Source organism: Bacillus sp. DHT2 (assembly GCF_026241455.1).
GTDB lineage: Bacteria > Bacillota > Bacilli > Bacillales > Bacillaceae_G > Bacillus_A > Bacillus_A pseudomycoides.
Genome location: NZ_JAPHWH010000005.1, coordinates 1 through 22,028 on the forward strand (window position 1 = coordinate 1; position 22,028 = coordinate 22,028).

Below are 22,028 nucleotides of genomic sequence, written 5' to 3' on the forward strand. Positions count from 1 at the left end.
GCATGATATTCGGCATTTGGTTACTATCCATCATTGGCATGATATTCGGCATTTGATTATTATCCATCATCGGCATGATATTCGGCATTTGATTATTATCCATCATCGGCATGATATTCGGCATTTGGTTACTATCCATCATTGGCATGATATTCGGCATTTGGTTATTATCCATCATTGGCATGATATTCGGCATTTGGTTATTATCCATCATTGGCATGATATTCGGCATTTGGTTACTATCCATCATTGGCATGATATTCGGCATTTGGTTATTATCCATCATCGGCATGATATTCGGCATTTGATTATTATCCATCATCGGCATGATATTCGGCATTTGGTTATTATCCATCATTGGCATGATATTCGGCATTTGGTTACTATCCATCATTGGCATGATATTCGGCATTTGGTTATTATCCATCATTGGCATGATATTCGGTGGTGTTACTTGTGGAATAATAAGACTTTCTTTTGTCACATCCGGTACAACTATATTACCCACACTTTCCTTCTTCGTCTGTGGTGACACTATATTGCCCACATTTTCTTTTTGCACTTGTGGCGAAACAACATTACTGACGTTTTCTTTTTTCGTTTGCGGCGCAACTATATTACCTACATTTTCTTTTTTCATTTGCGGCGCAACTATATTACTTACATTTTCTTTTTTCGTTTGTGGTGACACTATATTGTTCGGTTTCATCTTATTAATAATTTGCGGGGCAATTAACTCGCTTCCTTTTTTTATTACATCTGAAATTTTATAGTCTTTTGCAGGCTTAATCGGTGGTTGTGGCGGCTGTGGTAATATATTCACTGAAAACTTTGTGCTTTCTTTTCCCACAGGTTTCTCTACCTTTTCTACAACTGGTGGCTTTTCAATTACAGCTGGTTTTTCAACGACAGGCGGCTTTTGAATAGGTACTTCTTTTTGAATCGGTATTTCTTTCTGAATCGGTTTTTCTTTTTGGATTGGTACTTCTTTCTGAATCGGCTTTTCTTTTTGAATGGGCATTTCTTTTTGCGGCTTCATTTGCATTTCTTTTTGCGTTTGCTGCATAGCCGGTTGCTGCGTAATCGGCGCAGATTGATATGGTGCTTCTTCTTCATCTTCTATTCCAAGCGGCGTAGGTGTCGCTGCAAATTCTTTTTGTTGTACCTCTTTTACATATTCTTTTGGAGGAGCTGAACCAGCACCCATATTTTTTTTCACATGCACACTGCTAGATGGCACTTTTATTTTCATACCTGGCATAATCAGATCGGGATTAGTAAGCTGCGTATTCGCCTTTTTTAACGTTTCAAAATCTACTCCGTACTTTTTCGCAATTTTCCAAAGGGTATCCCCTTTTTGCACGATATGAATTTTCAAATTTTCCCCCTCCTGTATTACTTATCTATAAGCCAAAATAATGTAAAGTGAAGCTGTCCTCTATAATTTAACACTCTTGCTCTTACCATTTAGTCATACACAATATTGCACGAATATGAAAAAATACAATGATTCCCTCAACACAATGTATGACTGCAATTAGCTAATTATGTTTAATAAAAAAGCGACGGAAATCCGTCGCTTTTACACACGCTCTAACATACGATTTAAGGCAAGAACTGCTTCTTTTGTCACCTGCTTATCTACTTGAATAACATTGACTTCTTCTCCACGCTCTATCGTTTCTAACACCCACAATAAATGTGGTAAATCAATACGATTCATCGTTAAACAAGGACACATAAAAGGGTTTAATGAAATAATTTCTTTATCCGGGTGTTGATGAATAATCCGGTTTACTAAGTTCATCTCTGTACCAATTGCCCATTTGCTTCCAGATGGTGCTTGTTCGATCATATCAATAATATACTTTGTTGACCCTGCATAGTCAGAAGCTGTTACCACTTCATAACAGCATTCTGGATGAACAATAATATTCATATCAGGATGATTTTTTCGTACGCTTTCAATATTTTTCACAGTAAAATTTTGATGAACCGAACAATGACCTTTCCATAAAATCACCTTCACATCTTCTATATTCCCATCATATTCTAATGAATCTGTATGCGGATCCCAAACCGCCATTTTATCTAATGAAATACCTAGGTCATACGCTGTATTTCTTCCTAAATGTTGATCTGGTAAAAAAACAAGACGCTCTTTTTGCGTAAATGCCCAAGATACCATTTTTTTTGCATTTGAAGATGTTACTGTCGCCCCGCCATTTCGTCCACAAAATGCCTTAATAGCTGCCGTAGAATTGACATATGTTAATGGAATCATCGTATCCCCAAATAACTGCGTAAGTTCGTTCCATGCTCGTTCTGTTTGTTCGATATCTGCCATATCCGCCATGGAACAGCCAGCACGCATATCTGGTAAAATAACGACCTGTTCATCGGCCGTTAACATATCTGCTGTTTCAGCCATAAAATGCACACCGCAAAAGACAATATATTTCGCTGCTTTATTGCTAGCCGCTACTTGCGCAAGTTGCAATGAATCTCCCGCAGCATCTGAAAATTGAACAACTTCATCCTTTTGATAATGATGCCCTGGAATAAATAATGCTTCCCCTAATTTTTCTTTAATTTCACGAACGCGCTCTTCCATTTCTTGTACTGACATCGTTTGATAACGCTCTGGTAACATCGTTTCAATTAGCTGAACTTTCTCTAAAATACTCATTTGTAATCTCCCCCTCTAACCCTCTCACCTTAAACTTCAATATTAAAGCTAATATCTAACACCTTTACAGAATGTGTTAATAATCCAAGTGAAATGTAATCTACCCCTGTTCCACCATAGTTCGATAAATTTTCAATTGTAATGCCGCCGGATGCTTCTGTCACAATTGTACTTGGAACAATTTTAGAAAACTCACGAACTTCTTCTGGTGTACGGTTATCAAACATAATAATATCCGCTCCTGCGGCAATCGCTTCGCGCACTTGTTCTTCTGTCTCCGTTTCCACTTCAACTTTCACCATATGCCCAAGCTTTTCTTTCACAGATGTAACAGCTTTTGTAATAGACCCTGCAAAAGCAATATGGTTATCTTTAATCATGACACCATCGTATAATCCGAAGCGATGGTTATATCCGCCTCCGCAAACAACCGCATATTTATCAAACATGCGAAGCCCTGGCATCGTTTTTCTCGTATCACAAATACGTGTATGATCACTTTCTAGTGCCAGAACAGCTTTGCGCGTCATCGTTGCTATACCACTCATGCGTTGAATAATATTTAAAATTACACGCTCCGCTGTTAATAAAGATGCAATTGGTCCTTCGACACTTGCTAAAATCTCACCTTTTTCTACGAAATCTCCGTCTTTTTTATAAAGTGTAATTTGAATGCTGTCATCTAATAATCGAAATCCTTGTTCAATTACTGTTGTCCCTACGAATACCCCCGTTTCTTTCGCAAGGAACGTTCCCTTTGCCCTTAAATTATCAGGAAAAATAAGCTGAGATGTTACATCTTTTTCTCCAATATCTTCTAGAAAAAAACTTTCTAATGCTTTTCTTACCTTTAACGCGTTCATACAATCCCTCTTCCCCTCATTACACAAGTTGTAATTTTCTATTAGCAAGAATAATTTTTTTCGTTACTTGATTTCGTCTTGGATAATCACCACGATAATGTCCACCTATGCTCTCTTTTCTTTGCAGTGCCGCTTCTGTAATGAGCTGACAAACTGTTAGCATATTTATAATTGTTATATCTTCATTTGTAAAAGCTTCATATTGCATTCGAACACTTTGTACACGATAATGTTCAAGCCATTGCTTCGCATATAATAAACTCTTTTCTGTTCGTACAATTCCTACGTACGTCATCATATGTTTTTGTATTTCTTTTTTCGTAGGTAACTGAGGAATTTTTGATATTCCATGTATTTCTTCGCTATTATTTATCTTTTCTTGTACCGGATGAGCTAAAATATGTGTTCCCATTCGTTTTCCAAACACAAGCCCTTCTAACAATGAGTTGCTCGCTAATCGGTTTGCACCATGCACACCGTTACAAGCTACTTCACCTATAGCATATAAATGCGGAATAGATGTTTCTCCATCACAATTCGTTTTAATGCCACCCATATGAAAATGAGCACCAGGAACAACTGGAATTCTATTTTTTTTTACATCTATACCATTCTTTTTGCATAATGCCGATACAGTAGGAAAACGTTCTTCAAAGTTTTGAATAGAAGAAATATCCAAGTATACACTTTCACCTGCAAGAAGCTGTTCATGAATCGCACGTGCCACTACGTCACGCGGTGCAAGATCATGTTGCGGATGTACATCCAGCATAAAACGCTGTCCTTTTTCATTTAACAGAACAGCTCCTTCACCCCGTACCGCTTCTGAAACAAGTCCACAGCAACGTCCGCCTACATATAGCATCGTTGGATGAAATTGCACAAATTCTAAATCAACAAGTTCGCCACCAGCTCTGTATACCATCGCGAGTCCGTCACCTGTAATCGTCTCGTCGTTAGACGTAAATGCATACACCCCTCCAACACCGCCTGTAGCTAATACAATATGTTCAGCATAGTAACGATGTATATTTCCTTCGCTATCACGGGTCAAAACGCCCTTACATGTATCATTTTCTATAATTAAATCGAGCACCATTTCTCGCTCCACTACTGTAACGTACGGAGCGACTTCCTGAACCAAATGCTCTAATAAAATTCGTCCTGTTGCATCTCCACCAGCATGTAAAATACGTCGTTTTCGATGCGCACCTTCTTTTCCAAGATGGGGTCTGTTTTCATCTCCATCAAATTCCATCCCATTTGCAATGAGCTTACGAATCTCTTTCGGCCCTTCTTCCACTAAATATCGAACTGCTTCTTCATTGTTATAGCCACAGCCGGCCGCTATTGTATCTTCGTAATGATCATTCGCATTGTCATATGTAGCTACAGCTGCTGCAATTCCGCCCTGCGCTAAATGCGTATTGTTATTGCGGCCTGTTTTCTTTGTGATAATCATCACATTCTTTTCGTGACAAATCTCTTTCGCAACACTAAGTGCTGCAACACCACTTCCGATAATTAAGACATCTGCACTTGGCATGATCATTGCCTCCTAGTTTACACTTTCCAACTGTCTTGACACCTATATTTACATAGTTTTAAAATAATGACAAGAGTTTTTTAGAAAGTAATATTTTCACCAAGGAGTTTAACGAAATTCTCATACTATATAAATCCATTTTATTTTTTCGACATATAAATCGCTGCTATGAAGGAGAAAAGGGGACTTACACTCATTTTCTCTCTGTTTTTACTTGGGGCAGGAAGAGGATCTGACCGCTTCTATGCATGGCCGAATGCTCTCTCCCACCTAAAAAGAAAGGGTTTATGTCGGTTTTTTAATTTGAATTTATATACTTTAAAATAAAAAAACGAATGTAACTCTACTATAGAGAGGACTATACATTATGATATATCTTGACTATGCAGCTACAACACCAATGAGCAAAGAAGCGATTGACACATATACGAAAGCAGCACAGCAATACTTCGGTAATGAACAAAGTTTACACGATATCGGAGGGACAGCTTCTTCTTTACTACAAGTTTGCAGGGGAGCATTTGCACAAATGATTAGAGGAAAAGAACAAGGCGTATTTTTCACAAGCGGTGGTTCTGAATCTAATTATCTTGCAATCCAGTCGCTCTTAAATGCAAAAAGCGGCAAGCACATACTTACAACACCGATGGAGCACGCATCGATTCGCAGCTACTTTCAGTCATTAACAAAGCAAGGATATACAATCACGGAAATTCCTGTGGATTCATGCGGGCTTATTAACCTTAAGGCTTTAGAAGCAGCAATTACAGACGATACAGTTTTAGCAAGTATTCAGCACGGTAATTCTGAAATTGGAACCGTTCAACCTATCTCAGAAATTGGAGCACTACTAAAAAAACACCATATTTTATTTCATACAGATTGTGTACAAACATTTGGTAAACTCCCAATTGATGTCACAACGATGCAAATTGATAGCCTTTCTGTTTCCGCACATAAAATTTACGGACCAAAGGGTGTCGGAGCTTGCTATATAAACCCAAAAGTTCGCTGGGAACCAGTCTTCCCAGGGACATCTCACGAAAAAGGATTTCGCCCTGGTACAGTTAACGCTCCCGGTATCGCTTCGTTTCTGACAGCAGCAGAGCATATATTGGACGATCGTGAAGAAGAACGCGCTCGTTTTGAGCAATTACGATCCTATTTTACAGAACAATTACAAGCAATTCCCCTTGAAATTCAAGTAGAAGGACATTCTACTTCTTGTTTACCTCATATTATTGGGGTTACAATAAAGGGAATAGAAGGTCAGTACACGATGTTAGAATGCAATCGCCATGGCATTGCCATTTCAACAGGAAGCGCATGTCAAGTCGGCAAACAAGAACCTTCAAAAACAATGCTTGCAATTGGAAAAACGTATGAAGAGGCAAAACAGTATGTCCGCTTTTCATTTGGACGTCATACAACGGAAGAACATATTGATACAACCATTCATGCACTATGCACAATTGGAAATCAATTTTATAGAGGTGTTAAATTATAATGAAACAAAATGACCAGAAAAAGATTTTAGGAGAAGAAAGAAGACAGTTCATCTTACAATGGCTCCTTGCTGCTAACGAACCGTTATCCGGGAGTGAATTATCTAAGAAAACAAATGTCAGCAGGCAAGTCATCGTACAAGATATTTCCTTACTAAAAGCGCGAAACGAACCAATTATCGCAACTGCACAAGGATATTTATATTTAAAACCACAAGCAAAGAAAAATACATTTGAACGTGTTATCGTCTGCCAGCATAAACCAGATGAAGTACGCCAAGAATTAACATTGCTAGTCGACCACGGTGTTACAATTAAAGATGTAAAAGTAGAACATCCTGTATACGGCGACATAACAGCTTCTATTATGGTGAGCAATCGTTTTGATGTTGAACAATATTTGCAAAAAATTGAAGATACAAATGCTTCCTATCTATCTCAATTAACAGATGGCATCCACTTACATACAATTGAAGCAGATTCCACAGAAAAATTAAACGCTGCTTGTGATGCGCTAGATCGCGCTGGATTTCTTGTTTATTAAAATAAAAGCACAGAGAGTTTCATTCTTCTCTGTGCTTTTATTTATGAAATGATATAATATTGAAATCAATTGGTAAAGGAGAGATGATATGGGAATCAAACTCGTTCACTTTAGCATTGGCAAACCAAAACAAATGCAATATGGAGAAAATAAAGAAATGACAACAGGCATCTGTAAAGAGCTTACAGAAGAAGCCTTTCTATCAAAAGACGGATTTCTTGGAGATGGTGTAGCTGACCTAAGGTTTCACGGCGGACCTGATCGCGCTATTTGTGTCTATCCGTATGAACATTACGCGCTATGGGAACAAGAATTTCAAACAACACTCCCACCCTCTGCATTTGGCGAAAATATTACCGTAACAAATATGTTAGAACATGATATTTTCATCGGCGATACATATCAATTAGGTGAGGCTGTCATTCAAATTACACAAGGCCGGATACCGTGTAGTACCATCTCAAAAAGAGTTGGCATCCCCGGTATTTTACCGCGCATTGTAGAAACCGGTTATACCGGCTATTTATGCCGTGTTCTTCAAGAAGGCGTTGTTCGCAAAGACTCACAAATGAAACTACTAGAGCGCCATCCAAATCAAGTTTCTATTCTGTTTTCTAACGAAGTATATTTTCATAGACGGAAAGATACAGAGGCAATGGAGAAAATTATTGCTGTTCCAGAACTAGCAGAAGCTTGGCGCGAGCAATTAGTAGATCGCTTAGCAAAATTGAAATAAACCTCACTGCATATGCAATGAGGTTTATTTTTGTTTACAACCAATAAGACGAATAACTCCCCAGCACCGTCACAGAAAAACCAAGTGCCTCAAGCTCCATGGTTACTCCTGGCAACAACACATCATCATATGCCTTATCCACATCAATTAAGAAAAAGTAATTACCAAGTCCCGTTTTCATTGGACGAGATTCGATTTTTGATAAATTTAATTTTCTCCATGCGAAAGCTGATAATACTTGATAAAGTGCTCCTGCATAATCAGCAGGTAACGTTATCATAAGTGTCGTTTTCTCCCCGCGGTTCTCACCGTTTTTCGGTAGTAGTGCCCGCTGTTTTTTATGTAACACGAGGAAACGTGTATGGTTATTTTTATGCGTATGAATATTACGCTGCACAATTGCTAAATCATACTTCTCTGCTGCCGCTTCATTTGCAATTGCAGCGATCCTTTCTTCCGGATGTTCTTTCACATATTGCGCCGCTGCACTTGTGGAAGTCATATCCCGAACCGTTACACCTTTTAATTCTTCATTTAAAAACCTATGACATTGCGCAATCGCATGCGGATGAGAATGAACTGCATATACTTCTTTCCACACCTCTTCATAATCTGGATGCACAAGTAAATGTTGCTGAATAGGCACTGTAATTTCTCCTACAATGAAGAGCGGCTGCTCATGCACAAGATAATCAACAGTAATATTAACAGAACCTTCAATCGCATTCTCTAACGGTACAACTGCAAAGTCTACATTTCCATTTGCTGCAGCATCCATACAATCAGGAATCGTGCGATATGGCACATGCTCTGCCTCCGGAAAAAAACGACTCACCGCCATATTTGTAAATGTTGCTTCTGGTCCTAAATAGCCAACTCGAATCATCGTCTTTTCCCCTCTTTTTCGTTTTCTTACTGTTATACCATGAATATTTTTATTTTTCTATGTGAATTTTGAATATTTTAAAAAGACTAGCGTTTGCTAGTCTATATGTTTCATATATTCTTTTTGAGCGAAGAAGAAATAGATAGCTGTTGCTGCACAATATATACCGATGATCTTTATACTTGTAAATAACACATTCATTTCCATTAAATTACTCAATGCATAGAAAGCAAATATACTATGCACTATACCGACCACAATAGGAATAAAAAATAAACTCCCCATTTGCCGTCTAACAATCCGTTTTATTTCTCCTTTCTCCATCCCTATTTTCATTAAAGACTGATACTCTTTACGATCCTGCTCAATATCTGAAAACCATTTAAAATATGTCATACTGCAAGTTGCTAAGAAAAAGAGAATACTAATAAATGATCCGATAAATAATAACACTGCTCCCCCTTCCTTAAATTGGATATATATACTGATCTTATTTCTCATCGAAGAAGAATAATCTGGAGACACTTTTCCCCTCACTTCTAACGCGAATTTTTTTTGCTCCTGCCAATTTGGAATATTATAACCATAATATACATATTTTTCATGATTAGGAATGACACTTTCCCATTGTTTAAACTGTTCATCCCGTACAACTAATAATTGATTATGGTGCCCAGCGCCATCTCCATTAAAAACCATATCTGATTTAGATTCATGCAATTTAATTTGATATGGTACTCCTAACATTTGAAAATAGAATATTTCCTTGTTATACACATCCTGACCATCAAAAGCCATTGGGTTTATAAATGTGCCATAACCTTTTTTATTGTTTACCATGCTTTTTCCTTGCTTCTTTGCTTCTTTGTTATAATCCGTTTGTGAAATAACAGTAATCGGAAACAGACGTCCGTCATGTGTTGTAATAAACTTTCCTGGTAATCCGATAAACTGTACTTTCTCTACATTTTCATAACCATATTTTTCAAATAGTACTAAGAGCTCATCGGGAGAAATCACCTCATGAGATTCTATTCCTTTTTCTGTATAGGAAATTTCATGAGGAAATGAAAACATAGCGCTTTTGGGAAGGTCAGAAAAATATGCATATGCAGTTCCTGTTGCTGTAATAACTGTTGCTGTCAAAATAGAAATGGAAAATAAAAACTTCGCATGATCTTTCAATTTATGCTCAAGGCTGCGAAGCACAAATAGATTTGGATATGTATAATAGATATTCTTCTGTTTTTGAAGTCCTTTCAAAACAAATAAACTGCCTTGAGTAAATAAAAAATAAGTTCCTATAATTACAGTACTAAGGATTGGATAAAAGTAGAGAAATAACTCTCCTAGCGTTACTTTTACCGCAAAGGTATATCCACATAAAAGTAAAATAATCCCTAAACCAAATCGCCATTTCCCTACTTTAAAAACTCTACGTCCTTTCCTCTTATCCAATAATAAATCAACAATTTCTAACCTCCGCACATTCCACAAACCAAATAGTGCTAAAGAAAAAAACAGAATTGCATATACAACAACGGTAATCAAGAATGGTTTTATTTGAAAGATGAAATAAATCCTATTCTCTAAATCTAAGAGTACACTTAATGTCATTAAAAATAAATTTGAAAATAACATCCCAACCCCAATCCCAATACAAGTTGATACCAAGCCCACTACAGCCTGTTCTAAGAATAGTAGAATTGAGATTCTAGCATTTGTAGATCCCATTAATTTAAGCAATCCTAATTCTTTCTTTCTCGCATCAAGAAAAGTAGCATTAGAACTTAACATAAACAGTGCCGAGAACATAAGAATAAGATAACTACACCCTTGTAAACCTGATCGAATTCCAATGTGGACATTACTGTGTGCAACTTCCGGATGATGAACAAAAGATGTATACATATAAAAAACTGCTACAGAAAAAGAGCTACTTAATACAAATGCTTTATAACTCCGCCAATTCCCCCTTATATTTTGTATCGCTAGCTGCCTGACATTCATCTGCATTCCCCCTGTAACCTGTTACACACGTAAAAAGCTAGAGGTTTCCCTAGCTTTTTACGTGTTTTAAATATCCTCTTTGTGCAATCATAAAGTAAATTGCCGAAGCTACAATATATGCTCCAATAACAATCGCACCTGATTTCCATAAATCTAAATAAAGCATTTCCCCTAATGTATGAAGAGCAAATCCGCTATGCAATGTACCAATGAGAATTGGAATAAAGAAAATGACTCCCATTTGGCGAATAGCAATTTTATGAATTTCTTTATCTGTCATACCGATTCTCTTTAATGACTTAAATTGAACACGATCTTGCTCTTTATCATTAAACCATTTAAAGTATGTCATGCTGCAAGCAAAGAAGAAAAATAGTACTGCTACAAAGAAACCGATGAACATTGTAATTGCCCCTTGTTCCTTTATTGCTTTATAAGTAAGAACTGAATTATGGAAATTCTGTTGTTGTTCTTGTGCAATTTCTTTTTTCAGGTCTACTACAAGATTCTCTGTTCCTTTCCAGTCTCCAATATAATATCCGTAATATTTTGTCTTTTCTTCATCTGATACAACCTTTGCATATTTCACAAAGTCTTGATCATTAACAATAAGGTACCCTTCATCGTTAAAAACAGATTGTGCAATTGGATCATTTAGCTTAATAGACTGTTTTTGTCCGTTCAGCGTGAACTCAAATGGTTTTGTACGATCTAACTTCACAAAGTCATTCATCATATCAATTAAAACCATCGTTGCGCTTCCTGGTTCATTATGAACTTCCTCTTTCTTTTGCTTACGTGCTTCTGCATTATATTCTTTTTCTGAGATAATACCTAAAGGCATCTCATGATTGCCATTCAACCCCTCTATTTTCTGTGTTGCTGGAAGTTTTACATATGTTACTTTTCGTGCATCTTCAAACCCATGATTTTTCAATAACTCTTGCATTTTCTCTTCACTAATGATGTTATGTGTATTTACTCCCTTTTCCTCATATGAAATAGCATGCGGCGTACTAGCTACTGTTTTATAACTCATATCTTCAAAGAATACATACAGTGTACCAACCGCGGAAGAAACAACAGCTGTAATAATGGATATAACAAAGAGAAAACGAGCATTATCTTTCATTTTATAAATAAGATTACTAAGTATAAACATATTGGGATATGTATAAAAAGATTTTTTTCGTTTTTGTAACACCTTTAATACAACAGTGCTACCTTGCGTAAATAGTAAGTACGTTCCTCCAATTGTCAGTCCTACAATCGGTAAAAATAGCATAACGAAATTCATAAGCGTAACTTGGAAACAAAGTACATACGCGACAATAATACATAATATCCCGACTACACATAGCCATGTAAATGCGAAAGGCTCTACTTTTTGTTTTCTTGCTTCTCTTAATAAATCAATAATTTGCAAACGACCGACCGTCCAAAGACCGAATAATGATAGGATGAAAAAGAGAACGAAGTATACACTAGCTGTAATCAGAACTGCTTCTCCATTCCATACAAGTGGAAGTGTTTTATCTACACCAAGTAATACACTTAAAGCTTGAAAGAAGAGCTTTGAACAAAGCATACCAAGAGCGATCCCTACTACAATTGCGATTACACCTAAAATCATTTGCTCTAGTATAATCATACGACCAAGCTGCGCTTTTGTTCCACCTATTAATGTTAATAAACCAAACTCCTTTTTTCTCGCTCGTAAAAACGTTGAGTTAGCATATAAAATAAATAGTGCTGAAAAGATGACAATGATATAGTTCATTGATTCTAGCCCTTTTGTAACCATCGTCTTCATGCTAATGTTTCCGCTCACTACATCTGGATGATAAATGAAGGAAGCGTACATGAAAAATACTAAGATTGATAAACAACTACTAATAAGAAAAGCTTTATAATTACGCCAATTTCCTTTTACATTATTAAGCGCGAGCTGGCGAAAGTTCATGATATTCCCCCCCTAGCATCGCAAGTACATCTAAAATTTCTTGGAAAAAGGCTTGCTTTGTTTTTCCTTTATGAATTTCTGAGAAAATTTCTCCATCGCGTATAAAGAGAATACGTTCGCAATAACTAGCTGCTACTGGATCATGTGTTACCATGGCAATTGTTACTTTTTTCTGTTCATGTAAATCTTGCAGTGCGCCCATTAAAGATTTCGCAGACTTAGAATCTAAATTCCCAGTTGGCTCATCTGCTAAAATTAATGTCGGTTCATGAATAATTGCTCGTGCAGCTGCCGCACGTTGTTGTTGTCCACCCGATACTTCATATACTTTTTTATTTAAAATTCCTTCGATATTTAAAAACTTCGCAATTTCAAGTACTTTCGTATCAATTTCTTTTACAGGGCGCTTCGCCATAACTAATGGCAAAATAATATTTTCTTTAATCGATAACGTATCAAGTAAGTTAAAGTCTTGGAAGATGAACCCTAAATGTGTACGGCGAAATTCCGCTAGTTTTGTAGCACGCATTTGACTAATCTCTTCACCATTCACATAAACATGGCCTGAAGTTTGCTTATCAATTGTTGCTAATAAATTTAGAAGTGTTGTTTTCCCACTTCCTGAAGGACCCATAATACCTACAAATTCGCCTTCTTCAATTTTAAAATTTATATCGTGTAAAGCAGTCGTTGCCACTGATCCTTTTGATTGATACACCTTCGTTAAACCTTTTACTTCAAGAACACTCATTTCTAAATCCCCCTATGTGCTTTCTTCTTACATTTACTATAAGAAAAATAAGAAAAAGAAACGAGTGATTTTCCTTACAAAACCGTTTGTTATCTTACAATTTTGTCATTTTTCTCATCAATGCATGATATTCTTCATCTTTTGCAAATTGGAATGTAAATGTTGTACTTTCTCCTTCGGTTGATTGCACGTAAATTCCGTGATGAAGATTATCACAAATTTCCTTTGTAATATATAATCCCATTCCTGTTGCTTCTCTTGTTTTTCTTCCATTTGTTCCTGTAAAGAATGGTTCAAAAACTCGTTTGATGTCTTGCTTTGGAATACCAATTCCAGTATCACAAATATGTAATAAAACTGTCTGTTCCTTCTCCTCTATTTGAAACTGAATTTCTTTCTTATCCACTTGCGAGATTTTTGTGTATTTAATTGCATTCATAACAATTTGATTGATTGCAATACTAATCCATTTTCGATCGGAAGCGATCGTACACGTTTCTTCTTCAAACATTACTTTCGGATATACAGAAGATTGAATGAAAGATTTTCGATTTTGGTTAATAACCTCTCGAACAACCTCTAGTACATTTACTACCTCCACTTTGTAATCTTTTGCAAACTGTTCTAACCTTGCCATATGTAACGCTAAATCTAAACCATGTAAAATACGATTATTTTCTTCACGAATACTTTCAACCGTTTCTCTTGCTTCGCGATGCGCTTTACCAAATTTCTGCAACAGTAATTCAATCACTGAAACTGGTGTTTTCATTTGGTGAATCCATTGGTTCATAAAGATCATTTGCTGTTGATCTTTCGCATGCTTCTGGTGAACCTCATTCATATATTGCTGTCTAAGCAAAATGAATGCTTCTACAATCATTTCTTGTTCAGCCGTATAGGAAGCATCAATTAATAAAGAGTCATGTAACGTATGTCCTCCAGCAATGTATTGTTCGATTCTGTTTAAAAACACGCTGCGTTTTCGATAATCATAAATCAGGTATATAATAAATACGATAGTCGCTAGTAAAAGGCCATACAACCATGTACTCCACTGTATCGATCGTTTCTCTAAAAGTCCTTGTAGTTGTAATACAAGTCCAAATAAGCAAAGGCTCACAATATATGAAACAATTAAAGGAAAACGATCAATGAGGTAACCCTTAAGCTTCATGCCCATCTCCCCACTCTGTAAGAAGTGCGTAACCGTATCCCCGCTTTGTTACGATTGCATTTACAATCCCAAGCTCCTCTAGCTTCTTTCGGACACGCTTTACGTTCACTGTTAATGTATTATCATCAACGAATGCTAGTTCATCCCATAATGCCTCTAAGAGCTCCTCACGCGTTACATATTGATTTGCCTGCTTCATTAAACACTCTAATAAATAAAATTCATTTTTTGTGAGCTCTATTTGTTTCCCTTGCCACTCAACTGTATGTTGTGATGGAAATAGCAGCAATCCCCTCACACCAAAGCAATCGCTTTCTGCCGATGAAGCATACTCACCGTATCCACGACGTAAGGCGCTTTTTACTTTCGCCATAACAATATCTAAATGGAATGGCTTTGCAATATAATCGTCACCACCGTTTTCAATTGCCATGACCTGATCCATTTCTCCGGTTCGTGCAGAGACAAAAATGATTGGTGCATTAGATACAGTTCGAATTTGACGACACCAGTAAAAACCATCAAAGTACGGGAGATTAATATCGAGTAAAACTAAATGTGGATTCACTTTCACAAATTCACCTTTTATATGGCGTAAATCTGCCACTCGAAATGATTGATAGCCATACTTCTCTAAATGTTCTTCTAATATCCCAGCAATCTTTTCGTCATCTTCTACAATTAATATTTTATACATATACTCCCTCTCCCTTGTTTCTTACTACGGAGTGACTATTTCTTTCATTCTTCTGAATTTAAAAATGAATATCTATTTTGATTTTCCAACGTATAAGTCATGGCTATGAAAAACAAAAGATGACCTCTACTTGCTTTCTCCTTTTGTTTTAACTTGGCATGGGGCAGAAAAAGGATCTGACCGTTTCTACGCTCGACCAAATCCTCTCTCCCACCTAAAGATTAGGCTTTCTAACGGTTTTTCAATCTGTATTTCTATCGCTTTGACTTCTAACATACAAATTGCGGCCTTGAAAACAAGAGGAAATCCCCACTCTTTTTCTCCCTCTGTTCTCACATGGCATGGGGCTCAAAAAGGCACTGACCGCTTCTACGCTCGACCAGATCCTCTCTCCCACCTAAAAATTAAGCTTTCTATCGGTTTTCCAATCTGTATTTCTATCGCTTTATTTACACTCCTTTCTCGATTATAAAAAAGACTGCCGTATTTTGGCAGTCTTAATCGATAAATTCGAATTGATATTCAAGAATTTTTACAATGTCACCATCTTTTGCACCGCGTGCACGAAGAGCTTCATCAATACCCATTCCGCGCATTTGACGAGCGAAACGACGTACAGATTCATCACGTGAGAAGTCTGTCATCTTGAATGTTTTCTCAATATCATAACCAGAAATGACAAATGTACCGTCACTTTCGCGTGTAATTTCAAACTTAGATCCTTCAGATTCAAATTTGTACATTACACTTGCTTCAGATTCGTCTACAACATCATGTACTGGGAATTCTGGTGTTGTTTCCACTAAGTTTGCTACTTCAAATAATAGATCACGAACACCTTGTTTTGTTACGGCAGAGATTGGGAAGATTTGAACTTCGTCTCCTACTTTCTCTTTAAATGCTTGTAAGTTTTCCTCTGCATCTGGCATATCCATTTTGTTTGCAACAACAACTTGTGGACGCTCTGTTAAACGCAGATTGTACTCTTTTAATTCAGCATTGATTGTAACATAATCCTCATATGGATCACGGCCTTCTAAACCAGACATATCAATAACATGCACGATAACACGTGTACGTTCGATATGACGTAAGAATTGGTGTCCAAGTCCAACGCCCGCATGTGCTCCTTCGATTAATCCAGGAAGGTCAGCCATAACGAAGCTGCGGTTATCACCAGTTTCAACAACACCAAGGTTTGGAACAATTGTTGTAAAGTGATATTCTGCAATTTTCGGACGTGCTGATGATACAACGGATAATAATGTTGATTTACCTACGCTTGGGAATCCAACAAGTCCAACATCCGCTAATACTTTTAATTCTAAGATTACATCACGTTCTTGACCTGGTTCCCCGTTCTCAGCGATTTCTGGTGCTGGGTTCGTCGGTGTTGCAAAACGTGAGTTACCACGGCCACCACGACCACCTCTTGCAATAACAGCTGATTGCTCATGCGTTACTAAATCCGCAAGAATTTGACCAGTTTCCTCATCTTTTACAACTGTTCCTGGTGGAACCTTTACGATTAAATCATCAGCTTTACGGCCATGTTGCCCTTTGCTCATCCCGTGTTGACCGCGATCAGCTTTGAAATGACGTTGGTAGCGGAAGTCCATTAATGTACGTAAGCCTTCGTCAACAACGAAAACAACATCTGCACCTTTACCGCCATCGCCACCTGCTGGGCCACCCTTTGGAACATACTTCTCACGACGATACGCAACCATTCCGTTTCCACCGTCGCCGCCTTTTACATATATCTTGACCTGATCTACAAACATTATTTCACCACACTTTTTTCGATTGGTTGTAATATAACCGAGATTTCATCATCTCGCACTGTATAAGAAATGAAATACGATTCATTGTTTTGGTTTGTAAGCCACGTTTGTAGTTCTTCTACATTCGTTAGCTTGCCACGAAAATCAAAAAAGAAACGAGCATTCTCCGCGTCACATTCAATTGTGATACAAACATAATTTTCAACATAAACGTCTAAACTATGCTGAAGCATTGAGAAAAATTCATTCGTCCACGTACACACTTCTTCATCGTAATGAGATAAGTTATGTAATTTCCCTAATACTTCGTACTCCAATAAGCACGGCTGCTGTTTCCAATTATATGTTAAAATCCATTCTGAAAATAAAGGCATCGATAGCCCCATCAGATTGGATTCTTGTCTCGCTTCTTGGACAAAACGATCGATGAGCCCATGAATCTCTTCCACTCTTCCAAGGGAGAGGTTTCCTTTAATCATCTGCATACGATTGAGCCAATCATGCCTAGAATGGCTCAACGCATCTATAATTGTCCATTTTTTATTCATCCAGATACCCCTTAATATAGAAAAACTCTAACCTGCACTCAGGTTAGAGTTTTCCGTGAGTTTCTTATGCTTCTTGAGCAACAGGATATACGCTCACTTGTTTGCGGTCACGGCCAAGACGCTCGAAGCGTACTACGCCGTCAACTTTCGCGTATAAAGTGTCATCGCCACCACGACCAACGTTAACACCTGGATAAATTTTTGTACCGCGTTGACGGTAAAGAATTGAACCACCTGAAACCGTTTGACCATCTGCGCGTTTAGCACCAAGACGTTTTGACTGAGAGTCACGACCGTTCTTTGTACTACCTACACCTTTCTTAGATGCGAAAAACTGAAGATCTAATCTTAACATACGTTACACCTCCTGCATTTTTTCTATTAAACGGATATACTTTCCGTAATCAAGTTCAATCGTCTTAAGCGAAACAACCAATCCTTCTAAAAGCGTTTGAGCTTTCTCTGCTGTATGAGCATCTAAATCATTAGGCAACTCATACGTTAAGAATCCACCATCACTTCCGAGCTCAATAGTTGCTTGCACATTACAAAGTACTTCCACTGCATTTATAGATCCAAACACGACCGCAGTTGTTCCAGCACAGACAAGGTCTTGTCCATGTGGTGCATAATCGGCATGCCCAGTCATTTTAAATGATTGGATACTTCCTAATTTCGTGCGACTTATCGTAATTTTAATCATCTTAACCAGAATTAAGCGTTGATTGCTTCAATCACTAGCTTAGTGTAAGGTTGACGATGACCTTGTTTCTTACGATTGTTCTTTTTCGCTTTGTATTTGAAAACGATGATTTTCTTAGCGCGACCTTGTTTTTCAACTTTCGCAGTAACTGTTGCACCTTCTACAACTGGGCTACCAACTTTCACGTTTTCGCCACCAACGAAAAGAACTTTGTCAAAAGTAACAGTTTCACCAGCTTCAGCATCTAATTTTTCAATGTAGATTTCTTGACCAGCTTCAACTTTAATTTGTTTTCCACCTGTTTCGATAATTGCGTACATACTTGCACCTCCTCATAATTACTAAGACTCGCCAAAACGAGGTAGACATAAAATGCCTTTTTGGAACCTGTCTTGTGCGGTTGTAGCATATAGCAGTTTAGGTGCTATAAACTATAACATAAAGATGTTATCACGAAACGTTGACTATTGTCAATAAATGTTCTGCTAACTATTTTTACGCAGCATCATTTCTTGCCTCGTTCCAAATCGAATAATTGCATATTTCTCAGCTTCTTCATCTGTGAAATAAACTTGGAACGGTATATTTTTTTGCAATTCTTTTTGTAAAAATATTTTTTGTACTTCTTTTGAAGCTGCAATTAATACCGCCTCGTCCTCCGAACTACTATATGTAACAAGTTCTCTTTCTAGCTCGTATGCAATTGATTCATGAGACATTACATATCCTGTCGCCTGGCACGCTGAGCAATCGTCTAATAATACATCACGGAGCGAGTGTTTTTTTCGCTTACGTGTCATTTCTAAAATACCGAGCTCTGTAAATCTAAGAACACGTGTATATGTACGATCCCTTTGTAATGAGGAAATGAGCCTCTCTCTTACTTTTTCTTTATTTTCTTCTTTTTTCATATTAATGAAGTCAATTAAAATCATACCACCAATATCACGCAGTCTTAATTGACGAGCAATTTCTTCCGCAGCTATTTCATTCGTCCGTAATACCGTATCTTGCAAGTTCTGCTTTCCAGTAAATTTACCGGTGTTCACATCAATTACCGTCATTGTCTCCATTTGCTCAATAATTAAATAAGAACCGTTTGATAACCACACTATTTTTTGCAGTGCTTTTTCAATCTCACGCTCCACACCATAGTGAATGAACATAGAAGTTGTTTCATTGTAAAACGAAACCTTTTCTTTTCCTACTTTATCTTGCAATTCCGGTACTATACTGCGTGTATCTACAATTACTTTTTCAATTGTTTCAATCGGATTTTCTTTAAATACACGATCTAAAAAGGTTGCTGGACGATGGAGTAATAACGGTGCCTTTCCATGCTCTTCTTTTCTTTTTAATTCTTTATACAGATCTTGAAAATGTTGCATTTCAATCTGCACTTCATCAATTGCACCTTTGTCACAAGCTGAACGGAAAATATAGCCTCCGGTTCCCTCTACTTGAATTTCAAGCAATTGTTGCCGTTTTTTATTATTTTTTATTTTCCGGGAAACAGCGCGCATTTCATCATAAGGCATATAAACGACATATTTCCCGGTAAATTCTACATTCGCTGTTAATTTTGGCCCTTTTGTATCAATCGCTTCTTTTACCACTTGCACGAGCAATGCTTGTCCTTCGTGCACTCGATATGATGATGGAACATCATCATATGAAAGATAGGCATGTTTTTCTAAACCGATATTTACAAACGCTGCATTCATCCCAGCAATCGTTCGTACGACACGTCCCACATAAATATGCCCAACAATCTCTTGCTCTTGATTTCGTTGCCATAAAAGCTCAACAATCTTTTGTTTTTCTTCTACAGCAACCCGTTTTTCCGAACCAGTATAGTTGATGTATAACGTCTTCAAAATACTTTCCTCACTTTTTCATTTTCTTTTCCTCTTACAATATAAAAGGTTAGTGTCCTCGTCAACACTAACCGATTAACTCTTCCACAGATGAAGTAGTTCGTTTTTCGGTAAAATAAGCATAAAGCAATTCGTTTTCGTCTAATGTATAATGCTCTTTATATTTACCATGAACGATAATCGAGTGCTTATACCCTCTCCGAAACTTTGTGAAAATCGTGTATAATCGATCCTCAGTTCGAACTTCAATTGGAGCAATCTTTTCAATATCTCGCTTGTTTCCATAATAACGTTCTAGTAAAAAACGCATAAACGCATAGCGCCGTTGCTTCCATTCTTGATATAAAGAAATAGCTAAAAACAGAAGCAGCACCCACATCATAATACTATTACTATTCCAAAACAGTTGCCAACCTAATATTACACTAAAAAAAACACATGATATTTTCATCATTTTCTCATGCGCTTGTAAATAAGGAAATTGATGTGATAAAACATTAAACAATACTTTTCCACCATCTAGTGGCCAAATTGGTAGTAAATTAAACCCTAGAATCATTAAATTGTTCCATACAAAGAAATGATAAAGTTCCTCACTAAACCATCCTGCCCTAGCCAAAGCATAAGCTAGCCCAATCATCCATACATGTTGAATAGGTCCTGCTATTACAACGATTAATTCTTCCTTTAACGGCTTATTCCCATGTTCCTCAAGCTCTGCCACCCCGCCAAACGGCAAAAGTTGTATTTGCTTGATTCTCCATTTATAATGAGCAGCTGCGAAGGCGTGCCCAAGCTCATGAATCAAAACGATACAAAATAAAAGTAGTAATTCTTTAAAACGCGCCGTAAAAATCCCAATAGCTATAATTCCCCAAAACAGTGGATGCACTGTAATTTTTGACAATACTTCACTATATTTATTCAAATGAAATCACCTGAATCGGATCGATAAATTTTTCATTCTTTTTAATTGCAAAATAGAACTTGCCATTCTTGTTATCCGCATTGGTCCCAACTGTTCCAACCTTTTGTTTCTTTTCAACATAATCATATAATTTTACAGATGCCTCACCTAAATTTCCATACCATGATTCCGTACCATCTGCATGCTGGATCTCAACTATATTCCCAAACCCCTCTTTCTTACCAGCGAAAATAACAACCCCTTCATTTACCGATTCAACAGTTGTATTCGCGGCTGTTTGTACAAATACACCTTGGCCATCTTTTTGAAAACTTTGCATAACTTTCCCTGAAGCCGGAACTGCATAATCTTTTTGCTGTATGCCTTGCTTCTTTTCATTTGCAGGTAGAAAAGCGAGCGGTTTTCCAAATTGATTTTCGTACCACTTGGATACAGTAGCAAACTGAAATTCCTCTTGCATAACTTGTTTTACAACCGTTCTTGCTCCATCAAAAGAAGCTGGTGCATTTTTAAATAAAATGGCTACCGAGAGAACGAGAATCGCCGCTAATAAAAATTTAAATAAAAATACTTCCTTTCGAAAAAGAGGATGCACCTCTTTTTCACCTTCTTCAATGAACATCGTTTCTCCATCAAAGTTTCCTTCAGAAAAATACTGTTCTTCCTCGAGTCTCTCTTGTTCTTCTTTTCTCTTTGCAATCCGTTTTTTAATCTCTTCTACACGTCTATTCTTCATCCTGTCCCCTTCCTTTTGCCACCTCTTCTTGCAAGAGGCAAGTAAAGTGAAACTATCTTCCCTACTGATTATTTCCCCCGCAAAT

Annotated in this window: 21 protein-coding genes and 1 other annotated feature; of the genes, 3 read left to right on the plus strand and 18 right to left on the minus strand. The window is 37.2% G+C overall.

The genetic code is table 11. The annotated features are described in order from the left end of the window. The 4 genes from safA to nadB all read right to left on the minus strand — a co-directional run. The coding region (safA, locus tag ORL93_RS13495) for a SafA/ExsA family spore coat assembly protein (protein ID WP_265959137.1) at positions 1-1,378 on the minus strand (1,378 nt) is incomplete at its 3' end. A gap of 204 nt (positions 1,379-1,582) precedes the next feature. Next, positions 1,583-2,689, minus strand: a complete 1,107-nt coding sequence (gene nadA, locus ORL93_RS13500) for a quinolinate synthase NadA (protein ID WP_006096054.1) — start codon at positions 2,687-2,689, stop codon at positions 1,583-1,585. A 29-nt stretch (positions 2,690-2,718) separates the two neighbouring features. Next, positions 2,719-3,552, minus strand: a complete 834-nt coding sequence (nadC, locus tag ORL93_RS13505) for a carboxylating nicotinate-nucleotide diphosphorylase (protein ID WP_097795390.1) — start codon at positions 3,550-3,552, stop codon at positions 2,719-2,721. Between the two features lie 19 nt (positions 3,553-3,571). Next, positions 3,572-5,098 carry an L-aspartate oxidase gene (gene nadB / locus ORL93_RS13510; protein ID WP_097795389.1) on the minus strand — a complete coding sequence of 509 codons (1,527 nt, stop codon included), beginning with the start codon at positions 5,096-5,098 and terminating at the stop codon, positions 3,572-3,574. Between the two features lie 364 nt (positions 5,099-5,462). On the opposite strand from nadB, the gene ORL93_RS13515 reads away from it, so the two are divergent. From ORL93_RS13515 to ORL93_RS13525, 3 genes are all read left to right on the plus strand, one after another. Continuing rightward, positions 5,463-6,605 (plus strand): IscS subfamily cysteine desulfurase, encoded by a 1,143-nt coding sequence (locus tag ORL93_RS13515; protein ID WP_029427232.1) that lies wholly within the window; start codon positions 5,463-5,465, stop codon positions 6,603-6,605. Then, positions 6,605-7,147, plus strand: coding sequence for a transcription repressor NadR (locus ORL93_RS13520; protein ID WP_003208602.1), 543 nt, complete (start codon positions 6,605-6,607; stop codon positions 7,145-7,147). The genes ORL93_RS13515 and ORL93_RS13520 overlap by 1 nt, the downstream gene beginning before the upstream one ends. Before the next feature lie 88 nt (positions 7,148-7,235). Beyond that, the gene (locus ORL93_RS13525; protein WP_097795388.1) at positions 7,236-7,883 is read left to right on the plus strand and encodes an MOSC domain-containing protein; all 648 of its coding nucleotides are present in this window, start codon (positions 7,236-7,238) and stop codon (positions 7,881-7,883) included. 34 nt (positions 7,884-7,917) lie between these two features. On the opposite strand, the gene pheA is transcribed toward ORL93_RS13525, so the two are convergent. The 14 genes from pheA to ORL93_RS13595 all read right to left on the minus strand — a co-directional run bounded on the left by pheA (position 7,918) and on the right by ORL93_RS13595 (position 21,943). After that, positions 7,918-8,769, minus strand: a complete 852-nt coding sequence (gene pheA, locus ORL93_RS13530) for a prephenate dehydratase (RefSeq protein ID WP_003200865.1) — start codon at positions 8,767-8,769, stop codon at positions 7,918-7,920. A 96-nt stretch (positions 8,770-8,865) separates the two neighbouring features. Then, on the minus strand, positions 8,866-10,779 hold the full coding sequence (locus ORL93_RS13535) for an ABC transporter permease (RefSeq protein WP_098125166.1): 1,914 nt from the start codon (positions 10,777-10,779) through the stop codon (positions 8,866-8,868). A gap of 49 nt (positions 10,780-10,828) precedes the next feature. Next, positions 10,829-12,742, minus strand: a complete 1,914-nt coding sequence (locus tag ORL93_RS13540; protein WP_097795386.1) for an ABC transporter permease — start codon at positions 12,740-12,742, stop codon at positions 10,829-10,831. Further along, a complete protein-coding gene (locus ORL93_RS13545; RefSeq protein WP_006096061.1) occupies positions 12,717-13,493 on the minus strand; it encodes an ABC transporter ATP-binding protein in 777 nt (258 codons plus the stop codon). Before ORL93_RS13545 ends, ORL93_RS13540 begins: the two co-directional genes overlap by 26 nt. Before the next feature lie 94 nt (positions 13,494-13,587). Further along, positions 13,588-14,670 (minus strand): HAMP domain-containing histidine kinase, encoded by a 1,083-nt coding sequence (locus tag ORL93_RS13550; RefSeq protein WP_033799121.1) that lies wholly within the window; start codon positions 14,668-14,670, stop codon positions 13,588-13,590. Continuing rightward, entirely contained in the window at positions 14,660-15,367 is a 708-nt protein-coding gene (locus ORL93_RS13555; RefSeq protein WP_097795385.1) for a response regulator transcription factor, read from the minus strand. Before ORL93_RS13555 ends, ORL93_RS13550 begins: the two co-directional genes overlap by 11 nt. A 497-nt stretch (positions 15,368-15,864) precedes the next feature. Next, positions 15,865-17,151 carry a GTPase ObgE gene (gene obgE, locus ORL93_RS13560; RefSeq protein WP_003200852.1) on the minus strand — a complete coding sequence of 429 codons (1,287 nt, stop codon included), beginning with the start codon at positions 17,149-17,151 and terminating at the stop codon, positions 15,865-15,867. Further along, entirely contained in the window at positions 17,151-17,699 is a 549-nt protein-coding gene (locus tag ORL93_RS13565; RefSeq protein WP_003208615.1) for a sporulation initiation phosphotransferase B, read from the minus strand. Before ORL93_RS13565 ends, obgE begins: the two co-directional genes overlap by 1 nt. Positions 17,700-17,763: 64 nt before the next feature. Continuing rightward, positions 17,764-18,054 (minus strand): 50S ribosomal protein L27, encoded by a 291-nt coding sequence (gene rpmA / locus ORL93_RS13570; protein WP_000944957.1) that lies wholly within the window; start codon positions 18,052-18,054, stop codon positions 17,764-17,766. Positions 18,055-18,057: 3 nt separating this feature from the next. Then, positions 18,058-18,402: a ribosomal-processing cysteine protease Prp gene (locus ORL93_RS13575; RefSeq protein ID WP_006096063.1), complete on the minus strand. Its 345-nt coding sequence runs from the start codon at positions 18,400-18,402 to the stop codon at positions 18,058-18,060. 11 nt (positions 18,403-18,413) lie between these two features. After that, positions 18,414-18,722 (minus strand): 50S ribosomal protein L21, encoded by a 309-nt coding sequence (rplU, locus tag ORL93_RS13580; RefSeq protein WP_003200848.1) that lies wholly within the window; start codon positions 18,720-18,722, stop codon positions 18,414-18,416. A 14-nt stretch (positions 18,723-18,736) separates the two neighbouring features. Beyond that, positions 18,737-18,814 (minus strand) — a sequence feature (ribosomal protein L21 leader region). Positions 18,815-18,887: 73 nt separating this feature from the next. Beyond that, positions 18,888-20,279, minus strand: coding sequence for an Rne/Rng family ribonuclease (locus ORL93_RS13585; protein ID WP_003208621.1), 1,392 nt, complete (start codon positions 20,277-20,279; stop codon positions 18,888-18,890). 67 nt (positions 20,280-20,346) lie between these two features. After that, complete coding sequence (locus ORL93_RS13590; RefSeq protein WP_018781684.1) at positions 20,347-21,207, minus strand: M50 family metallopeptidase; 861 nt, start codon at positions 21,205-21,207, stop codon at positions 20,347-20,349. Continuing rightward, a complete protein-coding gene (locus tag ORL93_RS13595) occupies positions 21,200-21,943 on the minus strand; it encodes a M23 family metallopeptidase (protein WP_006096065.1) in 744 nt (247 codons plus the stop codon). Before ORL93_RS13595 ends, ORL93_RS13590 begins: the two co-directional genes overlap by 8 nt. Between the last annotated feature and the right edge of the window lie 85 nt (positions 21,944-22,028).